This is a genomic window from Pedobacter sp. 22163, assembly GCF_052045595.1.
Lineage (GTDB): Bacteria > Bacteroidota > Bacteroidia > Sphingobacteriales > Sphingobacteriaceae > Pedobacter.
In genome coordinates this window covers 23198-49219 of sequence record NZ_JBQEPM010000007.1, presented here as the reverse complement: position 1 = coordinate 49219, position 26022 = coordinate 23198, and the positions used below count along the sequence as shown (strand labels likewise).

The following is a 26022-nucleotide window of genomic DNA, read 5'->3' as shown; positions in this document are numbered from 1 at the left end:
AATTGTCTGTCAACCGGCTTTTAGTCTCAAATCTCATGTCAAACCCCTTCAATCTCATTTTTGCATTTTGAAAAGCAGGGTTCTGTCTCAATCGGTTCCGAAAGTCCCGTTATCCGCTTTACTTCTCCCGATGTAAAAATCGGGATCGTGTCCGCTGCTACCGGGTTTAGCTAACTCAAACCGGTGCAGGGAAGCAAGTGTTCTTAAACCCGACATGGCGGATACCGGCCCAGTGTGTAAGGCCTGCGGGCGTATGAGCATGTGGCGGGACTAACGCCATGAAGAACCACAGGTTTTGCTTTTCTTAAAAAAAATGGTTAAACTATATTTAAACTTTGATGAGTTGCAATTTGTTTTCCCTAAACCCTAAACCCTAAACCCTAAACCCTAAACCCTAAACCCTAAACCTAAAAAAAACGTATCTTTTTTTAGACTAGAGTTTACAAAGCTGTATTCCATAGTAGAGTGTCGGTAAAAATTTTCAACAACTTTATCAACCTGTATTATTAGTTTAAATCCGTTTTCAAGCTATTTAAGCATTTATTTTCTTTCTTTTGGTTTTTAATTTAGTGATTGTTAATGAGGGGGCTACCTTACAATTGGCCTGATATTTGGTTTAATAACTGCCGTGGCCTAGCCACGCTAATCAAATTTTTAACCTTTAAATTTTAAAACTATGGCTTTCAAAGCTAGATTAAATTTTTCAGGCAAAGAGTACCAGGTACTTCATTATGCCAATGTGTTTAACCTTGATGTAGATCTATTTGGGAGTTCCTATTCCATAACTCATGGTGCCAATATAAATATCAGATCAGGCGAAAACCTGGATTAATTACCCTAATGCTCATTTGAGTGTTGGAATAAATGATGTTGCCGCTTTACGCCAACTGCTATTCGCCTGGCACTGTTTTTAAATCTTTAACATGCAAATTATGCGCTCATACTTCCGTTTTAATATATTTTTTGTGTTGCTATTTACAGTATCTGCCTGTTTTGTAGGTTGTAATGGAGATAATAAGCAGGGTAGTAAACCAAACAATGATAAGATAGCAGAAAAAGTAAATGTTACCAATCTGTTCATTTCTTATACCGATTCCGTTGCAAAGCTTCCTCTAAACAGGTTTAACGAAACTGGTATAATATCATTGAACAAATCGTTCGCAGGTAAATTACCGCTCAGCATTTATCAGGGTAAACAAACTAACAATGATAAAAATATCATTGTTCAGCCCTATCAAAATAACGATACTGCTACCATAATTGCCGGGATTATATTATTGGTTCCAAAATCGATTACCGACTCTTTACGTATAGGTGATTTTACCAGGCATTTTGGAGGCATTAAAATAGAAAAGCCGATGATCGGTGTTACAGAGCAGCCCCGTCCTGTTCAGATAAATGTAAATGCCAATACAGTAATAAAATTAACTTTTAACGATAACGAAAAATTAACGCTTGCCCATGTAACCATGGTTGAGGTTTTAAAATATAGATAAACAACAATGAATACGCTCGTAAAAATTAAGGAATATGATGCACACGGCGGGCCTTCTAATGTAAAAATGGGAGGCGATGGCCATTCGCAAACCTCTACAACCACAGGTAGGTTTGTGATAAAAAGTATCGAAAAACATGTTAGTTATGGACGTTATGCCATGTGGTCAGGTATCCCCTGGGGAACAGAAGTAAAAATAAGCGGTGGAATTGTGATGTTGAAACTGTCTGGTCAATGGAAAAAGTTAACCGATGTAAACGCACAGTGGGGAAAATATAAAAACGATCAAAAAGGGGTTACCGATGCCATCCTTAAATACCAGCGCGACCTTTATCCCAATTCGCCAATTCCAAGCAAATGGCTGTTCAACGATTTTGGACATATTTCGGTTAAGTATTTTAAAGATATGAACAACGATCGGAAAATGAACGGAAAGGAATATATTATGGGCGATTTTATTCACACTACGCCACCTGATGAGGCGGCAACTGCTACTGGGAGGATTTTCCAACTGGCAGAATCGCATGGTTGTATCCATGTTCGTCCAAATGACATCGATACCATGATCGGCAATGGTTATCTAAAAAAAGGCAATACTGTAGAAGTGCATCCCTACACTAAAAAAGCTATAGAGGCGTCACCTAAAAGAAATGCAGGAGGAACCCAATTTGAGGTGCATTTTTATCCCGGGCTTTATAAAATTGCGGTTTATAAGACAATGTAGCCAATAACGCTACCGGTAAAGTAAATGAATATACTATACTATGGAAAACAAACTTATCGTAGAAATCAGTATTGAAGATTCGGCAATTACACATTTTGCTTCTTTTAATCTGCTACAGGCTTTTAACCAGCACCATTATTTCGAACTGCATTTTAACCACGACCAATTGGGTGCCCCTGGTTTGATTAGTTTAGATGATAGCCGCGATTTCGTGGGCAAAACCCTGACAGCTTCTTTTGGGCACTCGCCAGAAAACCTGCAGCATTTTGCCGGACTGGTTACAAAAGTAGAACGTTCTCAAAGTCATGGCTACCATGGCGTACTTATTGTAAGTGGCTATAGTCCTACTATATTAATAGACCGTGGACCAGATTTAGGCTCTTATTTAGATAAAGACCTCGATACTATTGTTAAACTGGCCACGAAAGATACACCCGCTAACGACTTGACCATTGTAAGCAATGCATCAAGAAAAGCGGCGATCGATTACCTTATCCAATACCGCGAAAGCGATTTCGAATTTCTTAACCGTTTATCGGGCGAATACCATGAGTGGTTTTACTATGATGGGAAGCAGCTTAATTTTGGTAAACCCGACAAGCAAAAAGAAGTATCGCTTTTTTATGGGCGCGATGTGTTCAACCTGCAATATGCCATGGAAGTTTCACCCATTAAGTATAAACGTTTTGCCTACAATCCCAAACAGGATGAGATGCTCCAGAGCGAAAGTACAGGTAAAGCCGACGGAAATCCTGATCTGGCATATGCCATTAAGGCCTCCAATAACATGTATAGCAAAACCTTTAATCAGCCATCATTAATCAGGGTAGATAACAGCAACGATATTAAGCGCCATGTAGAAAATGAGGAGAAGGCGCACATCAGTGAGCTGTTAAAAATTAATGCCGGTGGTGATAATGCGTCGCTGAGTATTGGCAGCATTGCCGAAATAACCATGAGTATACGGAAAGAACTTGCTTTTGCAACCGAAAGCCTTGGTAAATTCCTGATTACCTCCATCAATCACCAGATAGATGGAACAGGTAAATACAGCAATACCTTCGAAGGCTTAGTGGCTACAACCGAGCGATTGATGGTTAGGAATTACGAAAAGCCACAATCGGACATGCAGCTGGCAGATGTGGTTGATAACGATGACCCACAGGGGCAGGGCCGCATTAAGGTTAAATTTAAATGGGAATGCCAAACCAATGACCCAACTGAGTGGTTGAGGGTTGTTAGCCCCAATGCAGGTAGTGGCGATACCGGAAAAAACAGGGGTTTTCATGTCATTCCCGAAAAAGGCGACCAGGTAGTAATTGCTTTCGAAGAAGGTAATGTGGCCAGGCCAGTGGTAATGGGCAGCGTTTACCATGGCAAAAGCGGCGATAGTAGCGGGTTTAAAAATAGTAACACCAAGGGTTTAACATCAAGAAAGGGAAGCGCTTTAAGTTTTGATGATTTAAACCATGCACTGAATTTGGGTACCAATGCGGCAAACTTTGTGAAGATTGAAAATGGACCGGGGTTAATTACCGCAGAATCTGCTGAGACAATTGTAATCAAAACGGGCTTAAGTAGTATAACGATGAAAAAGGATGGAACAATTGATATTATAGGCAAGGTAATCAATATTCAGGGCACCCAAGCGATTAACGCGAATGCAGGTGAGAAACCCGGTGATGCTGTTAACATCGGGAAAAATGCCACTACTGTTGTAACTATTGATACGAAAAAGATTGATTCTAAAGCCAGTAACGGCATCGCAGTAAACTCTCAAACAACCATTTCGCAAACTTCAACTGGTGTACAAACCATTACAGGTAGTCAGGTAGATATAAATTAATTATGAGCAGATTTAAATTTTTTGATGAGGAGAATGATAAAAGTACTTCGGGTAATGGTGCAAATTCTCACATTTTTTCAAACGATATTGAAGATGAACATAAAAATCCAAATATAGAAGCCCGTTACCGTTGCGAACAACTCAATACAACAAAAGTTGAGGATCATATCAGTTTTCATTGTACAACAAAAAAACAATATCATTTACAATATGAGGATGCAGATAAGGTAAAGGTTGGTTTAGAACAATTTTTGTATAAAATTAATCCTGAAGTCTTAAAAGATGCTATCATTGCTACTGAACCATTAGAATATAGTAAAGAAAACGTAGCGATTTCTTTAAGTAAAGATAATAGCATCAACCGCATACTTAATTTCGGTGAAATACAAAAAAAATGGAGCGATTTTAAGCCTGAATTGATGAAAACGGCTTTTTATAAGTCACTATTGCAGCACGATTTTAAAGCGGCAGAGAGTTTTCTTGCTGGTGGAGACACGGAATTCGGTTCTGAAGAAAATCTCATTAAAACTTATGAGAAATCATTCTTTTTTCATGTTCTTTTTAACGATTATGATCCATGGATTGACAGGGAAAAAAAACAAAGGCTAAAGTTTTCTTCTCAAATATTTGTTAATGTTCCAATTGAACTGGAATTAACGCACGGGGTTATCGATGAAAATAGTGAAATTGTTGAGATTATGACTGTAGGTAAACTGGTGAAAGAAAATTTAGACAATAAACTTTTGGAAGAACAGTACGATAAATTTTATAAGCCAATGATTGAGTATAATTTCACAGAATATAATTATGAATACGTTATTAGAAGGATTGTAGAAAAGAAAACGGCTTTAATTCTTAGTGCAAAGGCAAATTTAAAAGAAGAAGTAAAGTATAACTACCAATTTATTACGCAGTTCGATTTAAAGAAAATAAATTAACAACATTCAATGGCAAATAAGATCAGTTTAAAATATGTAGTTACATATAGTAAAGAAAAATAGATTTCGATCTTTTAGCAATACAACAGCTGGTTGGTTTGCAAAGCATTAATAGTAAATTAAAGATATGGATGTAAATAATAAAGAATTTGTATTGAGCAACATACTTACCTTGCCATTTTTTTGGTTTCCTTTGGGAGGATTGATAATTGGCATGCCATTATTTATAATTTATGGCACATATGGTTTTAGGTATTTAGGTGTTTGGGGGCTGGTTTTTACGGCCATGCTTTTTTTTGTTATTTTATCATTGTTCATCAAATACTTAAGCAAGAATATTATCATTCGGTTCTTGCCTAAACAGATAGAACTTAATATCGATGGAGCTATTACTGTTTATGACAAAAAGGATGTAGTAGGCATTTTTGCACATGATTATCATCATACTAGCACTTCCCTCATTTCTATCCAAATAAACTTTAAGGACGGAAAAAAAATAGAAATTGCTGATTCAAAATTTACTGAAAAATATGATTTAGATGCGAGAGAGCAGTTAAGAAAATTGATGACTGCCTTTGAGAAAGAACTGGGATTTGTAAAAGTTAAAAAAAGCCGTATCCGTTCATTTCAAAAATTAGGTGCCTATTGGTATTCCAAAGTCTGATAATTTTTTTATTGTTATAATCAATATCGGCCATCGTTAATATGAAACAGGGAAATAATAAGAAATATGAGTGCATCCTATATTCCTAAAAATGTTTATGCCGTCTGTACATTTCAAACAGACGGTGTACCAAGAAAATTTGTAGATACGCGATCAGAGATTAGCGTTTTTTATAGCAAGGGCTCGAGAACGTTATTAACCATTGATGATAAAAATATCGATAAAGAGTTTCCTTGTAAAAGCCCGAAGAATGCAATGTGGAGCTTTCTGGCTTTCGGTGCAGGATTAATTGTTGGAGCGTTACTAGTTCTTTCAGGTCCAGTTGGATGGGCTGTAATCGCATTGGGAGTCGGAATGATGGCTTATGGTGCTTATCATGCCACTCAGATCAGTCATAAATGTTCTGGTTCATTGGGCAAGGGCAATTGGAAGATCGAACATCAAACCGTAAGGTTTAATAAAAAAAATGCCATCACACAAAATTCCATGTTGATATGTGATGCGGGAGGAATTCTTTCCCCGATTTTTAGTCAGTCGGTAGCAGAAAAGTATACCGAGAGAATTGATGCCCTCAACAATAAAGAAATATGGACCAATGGCATCGCTTCTTTTTTTGGTGGCGCAGGAGCTGTTCTTGCATTTGGAGAAGCTGCAGGGGCATGGGGAATTACTAAGGTTGCGTTATGGATGGGAGGTACCATGGCGGTGGTAACAGCAGGTTCATATGCTGAAAAAGAAATTATCCGTTCAACGGCGTTAGATAATAATGAACATTATCAAAATATGAATAATGTTGATCAAAATGAGCTTTTGCCGGGATATGTTAAAGATCCAACCGGATCAACCCCGGGAGATTTAGGAAGTCCGGATGTATTAGAACTTGATGGTAAAACAGGATGGTTTGCTAAGGATCCTGAAGGAAAACTAATTGTTTTTTTTAATGGAAAGCAGTATGTGAAAGATATTAAAGGCAATTATACCGAGCTGAAGCAAGGTTCTCAATTGGCGAATGATTTAAAAAAGATCGAAAATATTGATCCAAGAGAAATGTATAAAAACCCTGATGCGCAACAGATCGTAAAAGATATAAGACAGGGTAAATATTCTGATAATTTAGTGAAATCATCTATTGACGGGAATCAAGTAGTGAGGCCGAGAGATCTTAATAAGGTATTGCCCGATATCGGTACAATTAAACTTCAAAATATAAAAAATCTTGGCAAGCTAACCGTTAAGGGTGGTGGTTTGATTGCTTTTGTATTCCCGTTTGTAGCTACCTGGTTTTCGGAACAGGCAAGGATGGAGTTAGCAAATGCAATGGCCGAAGATATGAATAATGGCATAAATGTAGTTTCTGGTTAAAATCCGTAGATACGTGTAAATGTTAATCGACTAAGGTTAGCATTTTTTGAAAAAATAAAACATACCATTTTACAGACTTGTTTTCCTTAAACCTTAAACCTTAAACCTTAAACCTTAAACCCTAAACCCCCAATTGTACGCCCAATCTCACATCTCCTGTCTAATATCTCAAATCTCCAATCCTTAATCACTCGTCTCAAACAAAAAACGTATTTTTGCGGATAATGGGAACACTAGTAGATTCAGGGATAAAGGGTTATAAAAATTACGGCACGCATTTGCGCGAAAAGTATAAAGGGCAGCGTGTATTTAAAGTAATTGTAGATGGTGGTTTTACCTGCCCCAACCGTGATGGGAGCAAAGGTTACGGTGGATGTACGTATTGTAACGTAGATTCTTTTACGCCAGAGCCTTCGCGTAAAAATCCAAATATTAAGGATCAGCTTGCCGAAGGCATGTTAAGAGCAAAAACCTCTTATAAAGCCGATAAGTATATTGTTTATTTTCAGCCCAATACCAATACTTATGCGCCGGTACATTATTTAAAGATGATGTATGATGAAGCACTATCGATCAATACCGAAGATATTGTGGGTTTTGCAGTAGGCACACGGCCTGACTGTATCGATGCAGAAAAGGTGGCTTTATTAGAAAGTTATACCGACCGCTTTGATGTAGATTTAGAAATGGGCATGGAATCTATCTATGATGAAACCCTTGATCAGATCAACAGAGGTTGCAGCCACGGCGAGTTTGTTGCTGCGGTAGAACTTTTAAAAGATAGTAAACTCGATCTGTGCGTACATACTATTTTTGGCTTCCCCTGGGAAACCCGCGAGCAGATGTACGGTTACATCCATGAAATTAACCGTTTCCCACAAATCAAGTTTGTAAAGTTCCATCATCTTCATGTTGTAGAAGGATCGATAATGGGCGCTAAGTATAAAAAAGAGCCTTTTAAGCTATTTTCTCTTGAAGAATATACGGATCTACTTTGCGAGTTAATCCCGCTCTTGCGTCCGGATATTGTTATTCAGCGGCTTTTTGGTATTTCGGATTGGGATTTGTTGATTGCGCCTAACTGGGGGCTTAACAAATCGGCAATTCAAACCTATATGGATAAAGAAATTGAAAAAAGAGGAGTGGTTCAAGGATCTGCTTATTTTTCGTAAAAGTTAAATTTTTTAACAATTTTTTTAAAAACCCATGAAATTTCATGGGTTTTTCTGTTATTAGTCAGTTTTTTTGATCGATTTTTTATAAATTTTAGGTAAAATCATGTAAATGATGGTTAATATGTGATTTTGTTTTTATTAAAAACTTGTATTAAAATCCCCTGTATTTTTTGTTATTTTTATTTTTAAGGTTAATTTTTGTGTTGTTTTATAAAAATCACTCGTTTTTATTAAAATATTTCAATTAAATGGTGTAAAAACTACAATATGTCGTATTTTTAGAAAAATAAATCAAGCAAATTTCAATTATTTTAAACAATACAAACAAATTAAACTAAAAACTATGAGTAAATTCTCCTTTAAACAGTATGCGCCTTTTGCGATATTGATGATCGTCGCAATTTTCGCTCTATTTATTCCACTTCTTCCTAATTTTGATGAAGGCAAGTATAGCGGGCCCGACATTGCATTCATATTAATCGCAGCTGCACTTGTATTTTTAATGACTCCAGGCCTTGCATTCTTTTATGGTGGAATGGTTCATCGTAAAAATGTATTATCTACCATGATTAAAAGTGTGGTAGCAGCAGGAGTAATTACAGTTTTATGGACAGTAGTAGGTTTTAGTTTAGCCTTCGGAGATACTATTGGTGGCTTTATTGGAAATCCATCAACGTTTTTGTTCTTTAAAGGTGTAAATTCTGGAGCACCGCATCTTCAAGGTGGCGCAGACTTAACCATTCCGCTATCTTTATTTGCTGTGTTTCAATTAATGTTTGCCATTATTACCCCGGGTTTAGTGGTAGGTGCCGTAGCAGAACGTATCCGTTTTACCTCATACATTTTATTTATTGTTTTATTCGCAATATTCGTTTATTCTCCATTAGCCCACTGGACATGGCACCCACAAGGTTTCTTGTTTAAAATGGGTGTATTGGATTTTGCCGGAGGTACCGTAGTTCACATTTCTGCTGGTATGGCTGCATTGGCTGGTGCATTGGTTTTAAAACGTAGAAAATCTCACTTAGAGCATAAAGAAGTTCCGCCTGCAAATATCCCTTACGTATTAATCGGTACTGGTTTATTATGGTTCGGTTGGTTCGGTTTTAATGCAGGTTCTGCATTAAGCGCAGGTAGTTTAGCTGTTTCTGCATTTTTAACTACAAATACCGCTGCAGGTGCTGCAGGTTTATCGTGGATGTTCTTTGATGTTGCAAGAGGTAAAAAACCTTCAGTTTTAGGTTTTTGTATCGGTGCAGTAGTTGGTTTGGTAGCCATTACACCAGGTGCAGGTTTTGTAAGTATCTCAGCAAGTATATTTATTGGTGCTATTGCTGCAGTTATTTCAAACCTTGTGGTTTCTTGGAAACAAAAAACCAGTTTAGATGATACGTTAGATGTTTTCCCTTGTCATGGTGTGGGTGGTATCGTTGGTATGTTGTTAACAGGTGTTTTTGCTACTAAAACAGTAAATGCTGCTGGTGCCGATGGTTTGTTTTATGGCAACCCGGCGTTCTTTGTAACACAATTAAAAGGTGCTGTAATTGTAATCATATTCAGTTTCGTTGTATCATTCATAATTTTCAAACTGGTAAATCTTATTAACCCAATCAGGGTATCAGATGAAGAAGAAGAAATGGGTCTTGATGCATCTCAACATGACGAGAAATACTCTCAAGGTACCTTGCTGGTTGAGGAAAGAGCGATCTACATCGAAAAAAACAGTCCATTAACAGAACCAATATCTTAAGGATTTTATAATATCTAAACTCAAAATAAGCTCAAACATGAAGAAACTTTTAACCGCTATTTTTGCAATGGCCAGCACTACGTGTGCCCTGGCTCAAGAGACCACTACATCACCACTTGAAATTTCAGGGTCGGTAGATACGTACTTTAAATATGATTTTGCTAAAAATCCATTAAACGGAAAAACATCTTTTGTAACTGATCACAACTCGGTATCGTTAGGTATGATCGATATCGCCTTGAAGAAAAAAACAGGTAAAGCTTCATTTGTTGGAGAGCTTTCTTTTGGTCCGAGAGGACAATCGCAATCTATTCCTGATGCTGCAGCCGGAGGTTCGTCTTTTAATATTCAAAACTTATATGTTAACTACGACTTTACTGATCAGTTTAGTATGACAGCGGGTTATATGGGTACATTTATTGGATATGAGGTAATCTCTCCAGTTGGAAACTTTAACTATTCTACTTCCTACCTGTTTACCAATGGTCCGTTCCAAAATGCGGGGATTAAAGCTACTTATAAATTCAGCGATAAAGTAAGTTTAATGGCTGGTTTATTTAACGATTGGAACGTTTACTCAGCTTCGAGAGGTGTTTCGGCTATTGGTGGTCAGTTAATGGTTGCTCCAGTTGAAGGCTGGACTGCTTACATCAATGCCTTATCGGGAGCTGGTTTTGGCGGGTATGGAACGATTATCGATTTAACCACTTCATATCAAATTACAGAGAAATTTAAATTGGGTTTAAATGCAGCCAATTATGATATCAAAGATAGTTCGGTACCGGGAAGTTATGCAGGTGCAGCATTATACCCTCAATTTGCTGTATTGGATGCAGTAACTTTAGGTCTAAGAGGTGAGTACTTTAAATTTAAAGCCGCGGGTGCAGTTCCGGCTACTGCTTTTACTGCTGTAACGCTTACTGCAAACATTAAATCTGGTGGCTTAACATTTATACCAGAAGTAAGATTGGACCACAACAGTGATAAACCGTTCTTCAAAGAAGGTGGTGCTGCGGCACCAAATGGCGGCCAGTTCTCTTTGGCAGCAGTTTACGCTTTTTAAGGAAATAAAATTGTTAATATAAGGCCGTTCCGATGTAAATAGGGACGGCTTTTTTGTACCTTTAAATAATTAGATTTGCCTGTTAACCAATTTCAAATGAAACATTTTCTTTTTATTATTCTTGCCATTTTTTCAATTCAATTATCCGCACAGCAAAAACAGTTTCCGAAAGATGATAATGGTAAATTTATCTATTATCAGGTGGTAGATTCGCAATTGATAAGCAAAGACACCTTGCTGCAAAGGGCTAAATCTTTTGTTAATGTGGCTTATAAAAAATCGATGAGGCAAGAAACTGCTACTGATTCTTCTGTTTTGGCTAAAGGGACTATGGTAATTGATAAAACAATTTTGGTAGCTGGCCATCCAAGCGGGGAAGTAAGTTACAATTTCGTTTTTGAGGCGCGTAATGGCAAATACAGGTTTTGGTTAACCGATCTGCTGTTTATCCCATACCAAAGAGACCGTTATGGAAATTTTGTAGCGACTACTAAAATAGGAGTACCATTAGAGCGTACGCCAGGTAAGCTTAGTGCAGGCGCATGGAAAGACATTTTGAACAGCGCCTATAACAAAATAGAAAAATTTAGCGATGATTTCAAAAAGTATTTAGCAACCAATAGGGTTGAAAAAGCCAAAAAGAAAGCTGAAACCATTTCAACGAAAAAATGGTAGATCAAGTTAAAGCTTGCTAAATAATTCCTCGACCTTTTGGTAACGGAACTTAAAAATTTCGTTGATTTTGTTGTTCACCACCATGGCATTTACAATTACACCAATTGGTCCCCAGCCAATGCTATAGTGTAAGGTATCGTGCATTAATACACCATCATCTATTTTTTCGAAATGGTGCTGGTGGTGCCAGAAAGCAAATGGACCAAACCGTTGCTCATCGATAAAATACTCCTTATCCTTAACGTGTGTTATCTCGGTTACCCAATTTAGCTTAATGCCAAACAAAGGGGCAACCTTGTAGGTAATAATCAGGCCGGGGTACATTTTAGTATTGACGATGTTTGGTGAGGTTACATCAAAGGTCATATCATTTGGGGTAATTTCGGCCAGGTTCATCGGCGAAGAAAAAAAGTCCCAGGCGGTATCCAGGTCAACAGGGAGTTTTTGGGTAAATTCTAATCTATATGTTTTCAAGTTTTTGTTTTAAAGCACAACAACAAAGATGGGGTTTTGTTGAGAATAGTTTAGGTTTAACCGCAAAGATCGCAGAATGAAGGTGCAGAGATCGCAGAGTTGGGTGTGCTAATCCATTTTACATCTTTTTTACCACACAGTTCACAAAGAGAAGGCACGGAGATCAGAGCGTTGGGGCGCAACGAATTCTGTCATCCCAAATGAAACACAATGGAGGGATCCATCAAGAATATTGATCATCAACATGACTTACAGATTTAGCTTCGCTGAGCACTTCGTGGTTCTCGGCCGTACTCGAAATGACGGAACCCGCCTCCAGGCTTTCCGACTGACTACCTAATGTACCATTTTGTCGGCACAGGTAGAACTGGCAAATGCTTCTGGTTTAGCCTTAAAAATAAAGCCCATACTTAAAATATATCCCATAGCATCGTTAAGTGCTTTGTTCGATTTAAACGATGGACTGGTATTGATATCGGCATGTACTTCTAAAGCCACGTCATAAATATCAAGTAAATCGCAAATAGAATAAGCAGTTTCGATTGATTTTTGTACTTCCATTAACATTCTTTCTTTAATGCTTACCTGTTGTGTGCTTTTTTCCTGGTGGATGTACATGAAACCGCCATGATGTTCTCTTAACAGCACAATTACGGTTGCAAAATCAGTTACTGCGCCTTTTACCTGCGAATCGGTACCGATGCAAACTTTAAGCTTAAAGCCGTTTTGACTTTCTCTGATAATCGCGTTTTCTACTTCTTCGAGGATTGAAGATTGAATAATTTCACCACTAAATTTTTTCCACGTCATACATTTGTGTTTTTTGAGGTTAATTCCAAAGGAATCCCTTTGGGACGAATGGCAATCGGGTTTTTATAAAAATAAGTGCTAAAAATTAAATAAGTGTTAAGGTTAGATTGTTTATTTGCTAACAAAAAGTTAGTTATCAACAAGTTAGTGATAATAGTTTAGATGAACTTATTATTTGTTGAAACAAATTATTAGTCGGTCCGTTAATATTTGTACATTCATTAAAAATTCTTAATTATGAGAGCAGAATTAATTCAAGAGCTCCAGTTATTACAAAATAGCAGAGCGAATAAATTTGCAGATGAACTGGCTGACAAGATCTTATCTTCGGTTGATGCCGTTAACGAAAAAGTGCTATCATCAATGTCTAAACGTGGCAACATGTTAATGTTGCTCGAGAAAAGATTAAACTTTTCTACGCTGCGGAAACTTAGGGCAAGATTTTTCAGGTCGTAACTAAGGCTGTAGTTCTGGGCGTAAAGAGAAATGATTACCTTTATGGCGGAATGATAGAAAATGCCTTAAAAAAATTAAACATTACTGCACTTAATGAGATGCAGGAGTCTTCTGTAAAAGCAGCCAAGACTGGTAAAGATGTAATATTGATTGCGCCAACGGGTTCGGGGAAAACGCTGGCCTTTTTATTGCCATTAATTTCCAACCTAAAAACCGGAGTAAAAGGGGTACAGGCTTTGATTTTGGTTCCTTCGAGAGAGCTTGCCTTACAGATTGAGCAGGTTTTTAAACAAATGGGTACCTCATTTAAAGTAAACTGCTGTTATGGTGGTCATGCTGTACGGATAGAAAAGAATAATCTTGCACATCCACCTGCCGTCCTGATCGGAACACCGGGTAGGATAGCTTATCATCTGGAGCATCAAAACTTCGACGAATCTTTTATCGAAACCTTAGTTTTAGATGAATTTGATAAAGCGCTGGAGTTTGGCTTTGAGCAAGACATGTCTTACATCATTGGCTCGCTGCTTTCGTTAAAACAGCGTATACTTACTTCTGCTACCAAAATGGAAGAAATTCCGGCTTTTGTAAAGTTAAATGTGCCTGTTGAAGTCGATTTTTCAAAAAATATTGAGGCAAAACCAGATCTAAAGCTCAAAAAAATAACTGCACCTGCAGCCGATAAGTTAGATTACCTTTTCAGATTACTGAGTAAAATAGGTAGTAAAAATACATTGGTTTTCTGTAACCATAGGGAAACGGTAGATCGGATAAGTGATTTACTTTTCGAGCATGGTTTAGGTCACGATGTTTTTCATGGTGGGATGGAGCAGTTCGATCGTGAAAAGGCATTGCTTAAATTTAGAAATGGTAGCCATCGGATTTTAATTACAACAGATCTGGCCGCCCGTGGTCTGGATATTCCTGAAGTGGAACATATTGTGCACTATCAATTGCCCTACACGGAAGATGCCTATATCCATCGCAATGGTAGAACGGCAAGGATGCACGCAAAAGGAACAGCCTATGCTATTTTAACTACAGAAGAGCACTATAAATATTTGCCGGAAGATATTGAAGAGGAAGTTTTATCCGAAAAGTATAAATTACCGGAAGCCAGCGATTGGGTAACTTTATATATCGCACATGGTAAGAAGGATAAAATTAACAAAATTGATATTGTAGGTTTATTTTTGCAGAAAGGTAACTTAACAAAAGAAGACCTTGGCCTGATCGAAGTTAAAGATACCACCAGTTACGTAGCTGTTAAAAGAAGCAAAGTAGATCAATTATTGAAAGCATTAAGCGGCGAAAAAATTAAAGGAAAAAAACTTAAATTAGAAGTAGCGAGTTAGTTCATTGGTTCATTGGTTCATTGGTTCATTGGTTCATTGGTTCATTGGTTCATTGGTTCATTGGAAAAACCGGGTTTAAAGTTCTAGATTTATTTTTGTAGTCATTCAATAATTTATTTATTTAACCGTTAATTCAATAGCTCAATCGTTCAATATACTCATTCATAAATTTTCTAATTTAATCGCGCTATAATCCGCTAACTCAATCACTCACTAATTCAGACATTCTCTAATTCAAACATTAAAAATGAGCAACAACGATATATTAAAAAAATTAAGAGTAGCCCTATCATTAAAAACAGAGGATATTATAACCATTTGCGACCTGGTTGGATTTAAGGTAACGAAGGCAGAACTGGGCGATATTTTCAGGAATGAAGACCATGAAAATTTTAAGCCTTGTGGCGATCAGATTCTGCGCAATTTTTTAAATGGTCTTGTGATTTACAAAAGAGGTCCGAGGGATGAAAAAAAGCAGTAATTTATGCTTTTTAATATTTTTTATACTGATCACACTTTCCTTTAACGCTCTCGCTCAGTCTCAGTTTAAAATAAGTGGTAGTGTAATCGATTCTTTGAAGAAGCCTATTGAAGGCGTAAGCATCCGATTGATTACCGATAAAGATACGCTCCGCTCAACTTCTGATGCTAAGGGAAACTTTGCATTCGCAAAAGTAACCCGAAATAAATTTTACCTTACCATTACTGCATTGGGCTACAAGCCGTTTGCTTCTACCTACGAAACCGAATCTTCGAAAAAAAACTCCGTTTTAGAACCCATTATGCTCAAGATGGAAACGATCCGTCTTGAAGATGTGGAAGTTAAAGTAAAAGTAGAGCCCATTAAGATCAAGAAAGATACCATTGAGTATAACGCCGCGGCCTATACTGTAAGAGAAAATGATAAAGTGGAAGATTTGCTAAAACAACTGCAAGGCATTGAGGTTGATGAAAAAGGTGCTGTTACCGCCATGGGCAAAAAAATGACCAAGTTGCGGGTAAATGGTGAAGATTTTTTTACCAGTAATGTGGAAGATTACATCAGGCAGTTGCCCGCCGATATTATTGCTAAACTACAGGTAATTGAGGATTATGGTGATGAAGCCAATTTTACAGGTATAAAAGTGGGTACACCACAAAAAATGTTGAACCTCGTTACTAAGCCTGGCATGGACAAAGGTGTTTTTGGCGGAGTGAATATGAGTTCTGCCACCAATAATGCACATAATTTAGGCGGTAACGGTAGTATATGGAAAAAAACAAAGCAAATTGGCTTTGGAGGCCGTTATGGTATAACGAATAATGAGTTTACCAAAATGAACAATGGAGGTTTAAATGGTAATATCAGAGACAAAATTTCTAAGGAATTTAGCTTTAATGGCGGTTATCATTTTAGTAATGGAATTAATAAATCTGTTCAGAGTAATTACCTCGAAACGTTTAACCCACAGGGAACAATATTCGATTTAAGAGAAAGCGCCAATAGTTCCAGGTCGCTAAACAATAACATCAATTTAGGTTTAAATGGAGCCACAAAGAAGAACTATTTTAACATTTCGCTTAGTGGGGCTTTGGCCAATACCCATAACGATGCGGTTTCTACTTCCAATAAAACAGGGTTTATCAGACAGGATCTGATGTCTAATTCTGGCTCACGGAACAGTAATCCTAATGTTAATGGAAGTATTAATTGGTCTAGGCGGTTGGCCAATAATAAGCGATCGTTATCTATGGGATTTAATTTCGGCACAAGCGAAGGAAACTCAAACAGTACAATTAATGATATTATCAGGTACTACAACGAAACCACCAACGTACTGGTTAAAGATTCGTTACTAAACAGGTTGATTGATAATAATACCTCGAATTCCAATTTTGGAGGCAATTTCCAATTTTCCAATTCATTAAAAAAGCCAAACGACAGTACAGGATATAGTTTTATTAATCTGTCTTACCGTTTTTCGGTTAGCAGGAGTCGGAACTTGCAAACTACAACGGTTACCAATCCCTTGGGAAACAGTTTTGTTGTCGATTCGCTGGGGCAGGATTATGTATCTAATTTTATCAATCAGAATTTTGGTATCGGTTTTAATACCAATGCAAAGCGGATCAGTTATAATTTAGGGCTCAATTTTTCGCCCAGTATTATTATCGGTAAATACCAAAACACAGGGCAAGAGCTAAAGAACTACCAGTTAAACTTTTCGCCATCTGCCAATTTAAGTTATCAGATTAAAGATAATGGAAATTTGAGTTTTGGCTATAATGGTTACACCAGTTCGCCCGATTTTAATAAACTACAACCCGTTAGAAACAATAATGATGTACAGAATCTGATTATCGGTAATCCAGATCTGAAGGCAACTTCGAGCCACACTGCCGATTTTAGTTATAATCAATTTGACCTCAAATCGGGATTGAGTATTATGGCCGGTTTATCAGGAACTTTTGCTTTTAATAGTGTTGTAAGCAATACGGTTTTTCTTCGGGATACACTGAATAGTTTGAAGCAGCAAACTACCTATGAGAATGTTAATGGTGTTTATAATGTTGGGGGGAATTACTCGCTCAATAAACGGTTAATGACCAATAAACTGTCGCTCTCCATTAATGGAAATGTTGCCTATAACCGTAATGTTTTTTATACCGAAAATGTATTAAACCGGAGTAGTGGAATTAACATTTCGAATGCTTTTAGGTTTAACCTGAATGAGAAAAAATATTCTTTTAATACCAGTGTATCATATAGCTTTAGTTCAAATACTTATTCTATAATGAACCAGAACATTAAGAATATCCAGGTTTTGGCTTTAAATGGCAGTGCCAGCTGGATTCCAAATAAACGTTTTAGGGTAAATGCATCGGCCTCTAAAAGTTTAAATTTTGGCTATAACCTATATACTGGCAACCCATTATTGGTGAACATGGGCTTGAATACTTCTTTCTTAAAGGATAATAGACTCCTTTTTTCTATCCAGGCAAACGATCTGTTTAATCAAGGTGCACTTTTTAGCACCAGTATTACCAACAATTCCATATCCGAAAACAGAACGCGCTTTATCAGCCGTTTTGTGCAGGCAACACTGGGTTATAACCTAAGCCAGTTCGGGAATAAAAAAGGCAGAACGAATGTAAATTTAAGTGGAGTAGAATTTAATTAATCGGGAATTATTAGTTTAGTGCTTTGTTCAAATCGAATACCAATGAAAAGTAAAATCTTAACCCTATTTATGTTGGTCTTAGCAAGCAGTTCATTTGCACAGCTGAAGACAGATTCGTTAAGTAACAAACCTGAAAAAGAGAATTTTGCCGATGACTGGGCTGCGCTGAGCAAGTACCAGAAAGAAAATGAACTTTTACCGCCACCAACCAGAAAAGAAAAAAGAGTTGTTTTTTTAGGGAGTTCGATATTCGAATTCTGGAAGCAAAAAGATCCCGAATATTTTAAGGATAAACCTTATCTGGATAGGGGGATAAGTGGACAGATTTCGCCACAACTGCTCATCCGTTTCCGGCAGGATGTAATTAACCTTAAACCAAAGGTAGTAATCATTTTAGCGGGGAGTAATGATATAGCTGGCAATACAGGTCATGTCACCAATGACAAGATTATGGATAACATTAAATCGATGGCAGAACTGGCAAGGTTGCATCACATTAAAGTGATACTCTGTAAATACCTTCCTGTTTACGAATATCCATGGAATAAGCGCATTAAAGCGGCCGATAGCATTGTGAGCTTAAACGAAAAGATTGTGGCCTATGCCAAAGAAAGAAACTATACCATTTTAGATTATTGGACACCGCTGGTAGATGAACGAAAAGGGCAGCGTGCCGAGCTAACAGTTGATGGTGTTCATCCCAACCTTGCAGGTTATAAAATAATGGAAGAAGTAACAGATGCTGCGGTAAAAAAAGCCTTGAAAAACTGGCATTGAATCGATAATAGCCCTTCGACTCCGCTACCATTGACAGACTCCAATAGATGGCCGTCATTCTCGCGCAGGCGGGAATCTTAAAGCGCTTGCATTACGATTCCCAATTAAGTTGGAAATGACGATTCCTCACAGCCTATAATTCGCTAAAAAATCTGTCATTCATATTGATTTTTATAAAATAAATTACCCCTCAGGGGTGACAAACGGCGAGGGGTGTTCCCAGTTTTCTGCAAATCTGTGACTAAATATTCCTTTTTGAAAGTTTGTCATCTCGATCCGATAGCTATCAGATGAAGCGCGGCAAAATGCAAAGATCTATAAACAAATATATATTCAAAGATTTCTCGACTTCATTGCACTCCGCTCGAAATGACGATAGCGCTAAGCTCGTTACGTGTTGTTTTGTATTAAACTTTCAATAATATTTGAAAGTTTAATAATGTTTATTTAGCTTTACACATGAAAAGGAGAATGAAAGATAAGATAGTTAAGAAAAGGGGCTAAAGGCTGTTTTTTTTGTTTCGTTCTTTCAGTTTTTCCTGAAAGTTAAATATTTAAAAGCTGTTGGTTATGGATTACAATATACTCGGCTATGGCATCTTTATTACGGTTATCGTTTTGATCATTGTAGTGGTTGGTAAAATCTGCTACCGGAACGGAAATATGTTTGTGGCCGAACTCATTCCCGATCATTTGGATCTCTGTCAGCAGATTAATAAATCATTGCTGGTTTCTTATTACCTGGTAAATATTGGCTACTGTGCCATGACATTGGTAGGCTGGGAGGCGATCATTTCTACCCAACAATTAATAGAGGTAATGGCTGTAAAAGTGGCTACCATTGTATGCATCCTCTCTGTTCTTCATTATTTAAATATCTATTTGCTCACCAATACCATTCATAAATTAATAAAATAACAATCTAAAATTTTCAATTATGGAAACGACAAAAATTTTAATCGGTTATGCAGTTTATTTACCAGTTGCACTTTTTTTGACTTTTTATGTTTCAAAAACCCTGTTCAAAAACAGTAAAGTATATATGTTAGATATTTTTAAAGGAAGAGAAGAGATTGCCAATGCGACGAATAAACTTTTCGAAACGGGGTTTTATCTGTTGAATGTAGGTTTCGCATTGCTCATTATGAAGATTACCATCAATGCTAATGATTACCGTAATTTAATTGAGGCTTTGAGTGCTAAGATTGGTGGCTTTGCAATTTATCTTGGTATTATGCTCTTTATCAACCTGTACTTCTTTTTTAGAGGGAAACGCAAAGCGAAGGAAAATCAAAGACCTGTTCCTTTTCAACCATCTATGTAAGGGTTATAAAAGAAGTCAAGTTTTTTATAGCGCGATGGCGATAAAACTTGACTTCTTCGAAATTTAAAATACATTTCAAATTACGCTTCTCAAACAAGAAAGTCCCGATTTTCATCGGGACTTTGTATTAATTTAATTTTTTATATCTGATGCGTTTTGGAGTAACGTCACCTAAACGTTTCTTGCGGTTTTCTTCATAATCTGAATAGTTTCCTTCGAAGAAATAAACTTCAGAATTACCTTCGAAAGCCAGGATGTGTGTACAAATCCTATCTAAGAACCACCTATCGTGACTGATCACTACAGCACAACCGCCAAAGTTTTCTAAGGCTTCTTCCAGTGCACGTAAAGTGTTTACGTCGATATCATTGGTTGGCTCATCCAGTAGCAGTACATTGGCTCCTTTTTTCAAGGTAATGGCCAAGTGTACACGGTTACGCTCACCACCTGAAAGGATACCTACTTTTTTCTGTTGATCGCCACCATTAAAGTTGAACTTTGAAACATAGGCACGTCCGTTAACGGCTTTAGTACCGAGTTGAATATTGTCCAATCCATCGGTAATGTTTTCGTAAACGGTTTTATCGGCATCTAAATCGTTGTGCATCTGATCTACATAACCCAACTCAACGGTTTCGCCTACACGGAATGTACCAGCATCTGCTTCTTCCTGTCCGGTAATTAAACGGAATAAAGTAGTTTTACCCGCACCATTGGGGCCAATAATCCCCACAATACCTGCCGGCGGAAGGGAGAAGTTTAAATTATCGAACAATACCTTATCTCCATAAGCCTTGGTAACATTCGTTGCTTCAATTACCACATTACCCAAACGAGGTCCGGCCGGGATAAAAAGTTCCAATTTATCTTCTCTTTCTCTGCCATCTTCTGAAGCTAATTTATCGTAATTGGCTAAACGTGCTTTAGATTTTGCATGACGTGCTTTTGGCGCCATACGCACCCATTCTAACTCACGCTCTAATGTTTTCTGGCGTTTGCTTTCTGTTTTCTCTTCCTGCGATAAACGTTTTGCTTTTTGATCTAACCAGCTGCTGTAATTTCCTTTCCATGGAATACCCTCACCGCGGTCTAATTCTAAAATCCATCCGGCAACATTATCTAAGAAATACCTATCGTGGGTAACTGCAATAACGGTTCCTTCGTAATTTTGTAAGAATTGTTCTAACCAATCGATACTTTCGGCATCCAAGTGGTTGGTCGGCTCATCCAATAATAATACATCAGGGTGTTGAAGCAATAAACGGCACATGGCCACACGACGGCGCTCACCGCCTGATAATACACCGATTTTAGTGTCAGGATCAGGACAACGCAAGGCATCCATAGCTCTTTCTAATTTCGAATCAATTTCCCAGGCACCTAATGCATCAATTTTATCCTGAAGTTCGCCCTGTCTGGACATCAGTTTATCCATTGCATCAGGGTTAGAGTAGTTTTCCTCTAAGCCGAACGCTTCGTTTACTTCTTCGTATTCTTTTAAAATAGCAGTTACTTCGGCAACACCTTCTTCAACCACTTCGCGAACGGTTTTTTCAGGATCTAAGATCGGCTCCTGCGCTAAATAACCCACTGAATAACCTGGTGAGAAAACCACTTCGCCCTGATAAGATTTATCTAAACCGGCAATGATTTTTAAAAGTGATGACTTACCAGAGCCGTTTAAACCGATAACCCCGATTTTTGCTCCGTAAAAGAAAGAAAGGTAAATATTTTTTAAAACCTGTTTTTGTGGAGGGTAAATTTTGTTTACACCTGCCATTGAAAAGATTATTTTTTCGTCAGACATTATAATGTATTGTTTTTAAAGTAGTTTAATGCTAAGATTGATATTAAAGGAAGGTTAACCAGTTTTTCTTACAGACTGATTTTACCCAACCAAATAATAGCAAAGCCAAATTGCTTGCAAAGATAAGAACAACAAGCCCATTACAAAGTGCTTTATGATTATACTTTAATAAACTTTTAGCCGTAGAAGCAAAGATTAACATAAAATGGTATTCTGCATTATGTAAACTCATTAACAATGTCCAATGAACAAATGAACCTTTTTAGCCACGGAAACACAGATTAATGCAGAGTGGTTCTGCATCATGCTAATTATTAAACCAATGTCCATTGAGCAAGTGAGCTTTTTAGCCAACTGAAGGATAGATTAACACAGAATGGTTTTCTACATGATGCTAACTAATAAACCAATAACAAATGAACTAATCAACCAATAAGTCCCAATTCTAATCTTGGTTTAATGTAATTATCATAATTCGTTCATAAAATATCTCTTGCTGTGTAACGCAATACAAAAGTTTTACATTTAGCTCACGGATAATTCTTAGTAGATACCGTGAACATTAGTTAAAGCAAAAGCCTTTCAGGATTGAAAGGCTTTTGCTTTTTGGAGAAGGTATACGAAGTGTAGTTTAAAAACCTAAACCTAGTGTAAAACCTCTTACTGCCGTACCTATGGTTGCCCCTGCAGTTGCTGTACCTGTTGTAAGATTTACAGTATACAATTTCTGAACACCACTAACGGTAAATATACCGTAGGCAAGTCCGCTCGTACCACCAATGTCGAAACCACTGCTGGCCTCTACATTTATACCCAGAGGGCCTACATCAACCAAAGTTCCATTATTTGGTGGGTCTTGTTTATATAAACGATCACCTGTTGAATCAATATCAAATAATACCGTTGTTGTAGCACCCGCAAAGTTATTGGTATAGGCTGCGCCCGAAACTGCTGCAGTACCCAAAGAAATAGCGCCATCAACAATTAACGCACCATCTGTAGGGTTAACCCTAAAGTTTTGACCAGTATTACCAACAATTCTAATCCGATCTACTGTTGGATTAAAATCTATACCAACTTGAGTGGCAGCGAGTAAAGTGCCTAATGGTCCTGTTCCTACCATGGCAGCAAGGCCAGATGATGCATTGATGCTATAAATTCTACTTGTACTTCCGATAGCAAACAATTGACCGTTTAATGGGCGCATATCAATACCTAAAATGTTCTCGCCTGGCTGTATGCCTGTAATGGCTTTTACCACAGGCGTTGGTGTTGCAGCCGTTGGATTGAAGATCAAGAGTTCGTTGTTATTTGATACTGCATAAGCAACAGCTTCAGTTGGAATAGCAAGACCAGTAATCTGTTGATCTATCTTGTTAATTTTCGAGGCCTTTCCGGTGGTTAAATCAATCAGATATAAACCAGATTTACCACCTGTAGTTAAAGCTGCTAATGCCGCAGTACCGTCGGGATTAATATCAAAACCGCCAACATCTTCAAAATCGGAGCCCAGGCTTCCAACTTCAACCAATTTTCCATCATTCGGTGGATCTTGTTTATGAAGCTTATCGTTGGCTATATCAATATCAAAAAGTACAGTGGTGCTTGTGCCAGCTTTATTTTGGGTATAAGCAACTGATGATACCTTGGCATTGGTTACACCATTAATCATACCGTCAGTAGCAGCCACGGTACCTGTTTCAGGATTTAAGCGTAAATTCTGACCGGATGAGGTAACCACGCGAATACGATCTACAGTAGGGTTAAAATCGAAGCCAACTGATGTTCCGCTTAATGCAGGGGTAAAGGGAGCTGCTGAAATTGATCTTGCTGTTCCTGTTTTAGGATCAATAACATATATACGGCTGGTGCTACCCAATCCATACAGTTGTCCTGTAGCCGGACGAAAATCTATGCCCAAAATGGTTTCTCCACTTTGTAGACCAGAAATCGTAACCTGAGCGGTAACCGAACTGGGGTTTTTGGCATTAATCAGCAATAGTTTGCCATCGGCTGTTAATGCATAAAAATTAACATCTGGTCCGGGGGTGAGCATCTCCTGTTCAGGATCGTTCTTTCTGTCTTTCTTACAGGCAGAAAATAAAATAGGGGTCATAATAGCCAATAGGGCCACTATGATTAAGTGTTTAGTTTTAATCATGTCTTTAATGTTTAATTAAGAAAAATAGTTAATGCTAAGCGTTGTCGCTTATTTGGGTGGGTATTCTAGTGTTTGTAGGAAACACTTTAAAAGTTTATAATTGCCAGAAAAAAGAACGGCTTTTGATTTTGCTATGTTTAAGAAAGCACTATTGGCTGTTATGATTGTATTAATGGCCAGGTCTTCGAGTTTCTCTTCGAGTTGTTCCTTATTTTCGTTAGTATTAGATTTATCGGTTTTACTAGTGTTTTCTTTTACAACTTCCTGATGTTGTTTTTGATTGGTAATGACGTATACGGCAATTCTTCCCGCAAAAAGGATAAGGAGAAGGAGTACGATTAAAAGTCTTTGATAAAGAGACACCATTGAGCCTGATCCAATTATATGGACTTAACTACATATACGGCAAAAGAACTTTCTTAGATTTTTTTGGAATATTTTTTTTAAGAAAACCAAAGGTAAATAACTAAGCGGGCTGAATTAATCCAGCCCGCTTAGTTTTACTATGGGTTTTGAGATAAATTAGGGTTTTTATCTCTTTCGGTCTGTGGGATAAAATAAATTACCCGCGCATCAGTAGGGTTAATGGTTTGATTAACCGAGCCATTAATGGTAGAGTGGGTACCTGGATAATCTCTTACCATTGGGCGGTTATTTCTAAATAGATCGTAAGCCCGCTGGCATTCAAAAGCCAGTTCTAGCCATCTTTCTTCCAGTACAATATCTAAAATACTGTGCGCTGGCGTAACATCTGCCAAAGTATAAGTCGGGATTCCTGCACGGGTTCTAATTACATTCACATCATCTAAAGCCAGTTGTGTATTGTTCAGCTTGGCATTGGCCTCAGCTCTGTTTAGGTACATTTCTGCCAAACGGAGATAAACAGGCGAAGTTAAATTGGTAACCCCTTCTTGCAAGTTGTTTTTATTAACGTAATAAATTGGGGTAGCAGGAGTTAGTTTCGGATTTAACTGTTGAACACCACTAACAATATAAGGCGAGATAAAACTCTTGCGTTTATCCTGAGGGTATTTGTTAAGGAAGTTGTAATACTTAACTGAGGCATAAATCTCTCCCCATCCACTTTCTCCCTGGCCCAACGCATTACCATTGGCATCGCCACTATAGTATAACGAACCAATAGCGGAGTAATCGTAGTTCTCAGTTTTGGTATGTTTGATGGCAAAAATACTTTCCTTGTTTGTTTCTGGTGCAACCCTAAAATAGGTTTGGTATTCGGCATTTTGAAGTAACTGATATTTGTTTGAGCTAATTACCAGGTTGGCATATTCTACTGCCTTGGCATTGTTATCCATGTACAGATAAACTCTCGATAGGAGTGCGTAAGCGGCCATTTTTGAAGCAAAACTATTACCTTTCTCATCTTTTATCAATTGCGATGCTTTTAAAAGATCGGCGATTACAAAATCGTAAACCTGAGCTACCGTACTTCTTTTGATGATGTAAGCATCTGCATCGCTTACGGTTTCACTCAAAATCGGAACTCCGGGATTGGTTGTCGGATTCTGGACAAAAGGCCTTCCAAATATCCTGACTAAATTAAAATGTAACATCGCCCTCAAAAACAGATTTTCACCTTTAATCTGTAGTAATTCTGCCGATGAACCATCAGGAATAGCTTTAATAACCTTATTTGCAGCCGATGCAATGTAATAGGCTTGTTGGAAATATGCGGTTGCGTTGGCAGAATTCACCAAATGGGTATATTTATATAAATTGGTTACATCGCTCGATGAACCCTGCCCCTGAGCCACCTCATCGGAAGGGAGTTCGGCAAGCCAATGGTAATTGTTTTCATAATCCAGAGATTTTAAGGTAGCATAATTACCCAAAGTGGCTGTTCGCATACCATCAATGGTAGTTAGTAGATCATTGTCTTCTACTTTATCTGAAGGAAAAAATGTCTTACGACAAGCGGATGCCGTAAAAATAATACTGGCTGCAATAGCGATTTTTATGATGTGATTATAGTATGTTTTCATGA

At 37.6% G+C, this 26022-nt stretch carries 25 protein-coding genes; 18 read left to right on the top strand and 7 right to left on the bottom strand.

The window, feature by feature from the left end:
• Nucleotides 1–87: 87 nt before the first annotated feature.
• Entirely contained in the window at nucleotides 88–261 is a 174-nt protein-coding gene (locus ACTJKN_RS18305; protein WP_440827196.1) for a hypothetical protein, read from the bottom strand.
• Between the two features lie 415 nt (nucleotides 262–676).
• On the opposite strand from ACTJKN_RS18305, the gene ACTJKN_RS18300 reads away from it, so the two are divergent.
• The 11 genes from ACTJKN_RS18300 to ACTJKN_RS18250 all read left to right on the top strand — a co-directional run bounded on the left by ACTJKN_RS18300 (nucleotide 677) and on the right by ACTJKN_RS18250 (nucleotide 11692).
• Nucleotides 677–832 (top strand): hypothetical protein, encoded by a 156-nt coding sequence (locus ACTJKN_RS18300; RefSeq protein ID WP_440827195.1) that lies wholly within the window; start codon nucleotides 677–679, stop codon nucleotides 830–832.
• A gap of 100 nt (nucleotides 833–932) precedes the next feature.
• On the top strand, nucleotides 933–1496 hold the full coding sequence (locus ACTJKN_RS18295; RefSeq protein ID WP_440827194.1) for a hypothetical protein: 564 nt from the start codon (nucleotides 933–935) through the stop codon (nucleotides 1494–1496).
• Nucleotides 1497–1502: 6 nt separating this feature from the next.
• Complete coding sequence (locus tag ACTJKN_RS18290) at nucleotides 1503–2219, top strand: hypothetical protein (RefSeq protein WP_440827193.1); 717 nt, start codon at nucleotides 1503–1505, stop codon at nucleotides 2217–2219.
• Nucleotides 2220–2259: 40 nt separating this feature from the next.
• A complete protein-coding gene (locus tag ACTJKN_RS18285) occupies nucleotides 2260–4065 on the top strand; it encodes a type VI secretion system Vgr family protein (protein ID WP_440827192.1) in 1806 nt (601 codons plus the stop codon).
• A 2-nt stretch (nucleotides 4066–4067) separates the two neighbouring features.
• Nucleotides 4068–5003 (top strand): hypothetical protein, encoded by a 936-nt coding sequence (locus tag ACTJKN_RS18280; protein ID WP_440827191.1) that lies wholly within the window; start codon nucleotides 4068–4070, stop codon nucleotides 5001–5003.
• Between the two features lie 127 nt (nucleotides 5004–5130).
• Entirely contained in the window at nucleotides 5131–5667 is a 537-nt protein-coding gene (locus ACTJKN_RS18275; RefSeq protein WP_440827190.1) for a hypothetical protein, read from the top strand.
• Between the two features lie 66 nt (nucleotides 5668–5733).
• Nucleotides 5734–7029 carry a hypothetical protein gene (locus ACTJKN_RS18270; RefSeq protein WP_440827189.1) on the top strand — a complete coding sequence of 432 codons (1296 nt, stop codon included), beginning with the start codon at nucleotides 5734–5736 and terminating at the stop codon, nucleotides 7027–7029.
• Between the two features lie 224 nt (nucleotides 7030–7253).
• Nucleotides 7254–8201, top strand: coding sequence for a TIGR01212 family radical SAM protein (locus ACTJKN_RS18265; protein WP_440827188.1), 948 nt, complete (start codon nucleotides 7254–7256; stop codon nucleotides 8199–8201).
• A 346-nt stretch (nucleotides 8202–8547) separates the two neighbouring features.
• Entirely contained in the window at nucleotides 8548–9954 is a 1407-nt protein-coding gene (locus tag ACTJKN_RS18260; protein ID WP_440827187.1) for an ammonium transporter, read from the top strand.
• Between the two features lie 37 nt (nucleotides 9955–9991).
• Nucleotides 9992–11017, top strand: a complete 1026-nt coding sequence (locus tag ACTJKN_RS18255) for a porin (RefSeq protein ID WP_057932804.1) — start codon at nucleotides 9992–9994, stop codon at nucleotides 11015–11017.
• A gap of 96 nt (nucleotides 11018–11113) precedes the next feature.
• Nucleotides 11114–11692 carry a DUF4468 domain-containing protein gene (locus ACTJKN_RS18250; RefSeq protein WP_440827186.1) on the top strand — a complete coding sequence of 193 codons (579 nt, stop codon included), beginning with the start codon at nucleotides 11114–11116 and terminating at the stop codon, nucleotides 11690–11692.
• Between the two features lie 6 nt (nucleotides 11693–11698).
• On the opposite strand, the gene ACTJKN_RS18245 is transcribed toward ACTJKN_RS18250, so the two are convergent.
• Nucleotides 11699–12166 carry an SRPBCC family protein gene (locus ACTJKN_RS18245; protein ID WP_440827185.1) on the bottom strand — a complete coding sequence of 156 codons (468 nt, stop codon included), beginning with the start codon at nucleotides 12164–12166 and terminating at the stop codon, nucleotides 11699–11701.
• 336 nt (nucleotides 12167–12502) lie between these two features.
• The gene (locus tag ACTJKN_RS18240; RefSeq protein WP_057932807.1) at nucleotides 12503–12976 is read right to left on the bottom strand and encodes a ribonuclease H-like YkuK family protein; all 474 of its coding nucleotides are present in this window, start codon (nucleotides 12974–12976) and stop codon (nucleotides 12503–12505) included.
• 237 nt (nucleotides 12977–13213) lie between these two features.
• On the opposite strand from ACTJKN_RS18240, the gene ACTJKN_RS18235 reads away from it, so the two are divergent.
• From ACTJKN_RS18235 to ACTJKN_RS18205, 7 genes are all read left to right on the top strand, one after another.
• The gene (locus ACTJKN_RS18235; RefSeq protein ID WP_440827184.1) at nucleotides 13214–13432 is read left to right on the top strand and encodes a hypothetical protein; all 219 of its coding nucleotides are present in this window, start codon (nucleotides 13214–13216) and stop codon (nucleotides 13430–13432) included.
• A gap of 50 nt (nucleotides 13433–13482) precedes the next feature.
• Nucleotides 13483–14787 carry a DEAD/DEAH box helicase gene (locus tag ACTJKN_RS18230; RefSeq protein WP_440827183.1) on the top strand — a complete coding sequence of 435 codons (1305 nt, stop codon included), beginning with the start codon at nucleotides 13483–13485 and terminating at the stop codon, nucleotides 14785–14787.
• Nucleotides 14788–15034: 247 nt separating this feature from the next.
• The gene (locus ACTJKN_RS18225; protein WP_029274124.1) at nucleotides 15035–15268 is read left to right on the top strand and encodes a DUF1456 family protein; all 234 of its coding nucleotides are present in this window, start codon (nucleotides 15035–15037) and stop codon (nucleotides 15266–15268) included.
• Nucleotides 15252–17948, top strand: coding sequence for a TonB-dependent receptor (locus ACTJKN_RS18220; protein WP_440827182.1), 2697 nt, complete (start codon nucleotides 15252–15254; stop codon nucleotides 17946–17948). Before ACTJKN_RS18225 ends, ACTJKN_RS18220 begins: the two co-directional genes overlap by 17 nt.
• A gap of 42 nt (nucleotides 17949–17990) precedes the next feature.
• Nucleotides 17991–18725 carry a GDSL-type esterase/lipase family protein gene (locus ACTJKN_RS18215; protein ID WP_440827181.1) on the top strand — a complete coding sequence of 245 codons (735 nt, stop codon included), beginning with the start codon at nucleotides 17991–17993 and terminating at the stop codon, nucleotides 18723–18725.
• A gap of 570 nt (nucleotides 18726–19295) precedes the next feature.
• Nucleotides 19296–19643 (top strand): hypothetical protein, encoded by a 348-nt coding sequence (locus ACTJKN_RS18210; protein ID WP_440827180.1) that lies wholly within the window; start codon nucleotides 19296–19298, stop codon nucleotides 19641–19643.
• A gap of 19 nt (nucleotides 19644–19662) precedes the next feature.
• Nucleotides 19663–20049 (top strand): hypothetical protein, encoded by a 387-nt coding sequence (locus tag ACTJKN_RS18205; protein ID WP_440827179.1) that lies wholly within the window; start codon nucleotides 19663–19665, stop codon nucleotides 20047–20049.
• Nucleotides 20050–20176: 127 nt separating this feature from the next.
• On the opposite strand, the gene ettA is transcribed toward ACTJKN_RS18205, so the two are convergent.
• The 4 genes from ettA to ACTJKN_RS18185 all read right to left on the bottom strand — a co-directional run bounded on the left by ettA (nucleotide 20177) and on the right by ACTJKN_RS18185 (nucleotide 26020).
• Nucleotides 20177–21856 carry an energy-dependent translational throttle protein EttA gene (gene ettA / locus ACTJKN_RS18200; RefSeq protein WP_440827178.1) on the bottom strand — a complete coding sequence of 560 codons (1680 nt, stop codon included), beginning with the start codon at nucleotides 21854–21856 and terminating at the stop codon, nucleotides 20177–20179.
• Between the two features lie 631 nt (nucleotides 21857–22487).
• Nucleotides 22488–24017 (bottom strand): DUF4394 domain-containing protein, encoded by a 1530-nt coding sequence (locus tag ACTJKN_RS18195; protein ID WP_440827177.1) that lies wholly within the window; start codon nucleotides 24015–24017, stop codon nucleotides 22488–22490.
• Between the two features lie 48 nt (nucleotides 24018–24065).
• Entirely contained in the window at nucleotides 24066–24383 is a 318-nt protein-coding gene (locus ACTJKN_RS18190) for a hypothetical protein (protein WP_440827176.1), read from the bottom strand.
• A gap of 137 nt (nucleotides 24384–24520) precedes the next feature.
• Nucleotides 24521–26020, bottom strand: a complete 1500-nt coding sequence (locus tag ACTJKN_RS18185) for a RagB/SusD family nutrient uptake outer membrane protein (protein ID WP_440827175.1) — start codon at nucleotides 26018–26020, stop codon at nucleotides 24521–24523.
• Between the last annotated feature and the right edge of the window lie 2 nt (nucleotides 26021–26022).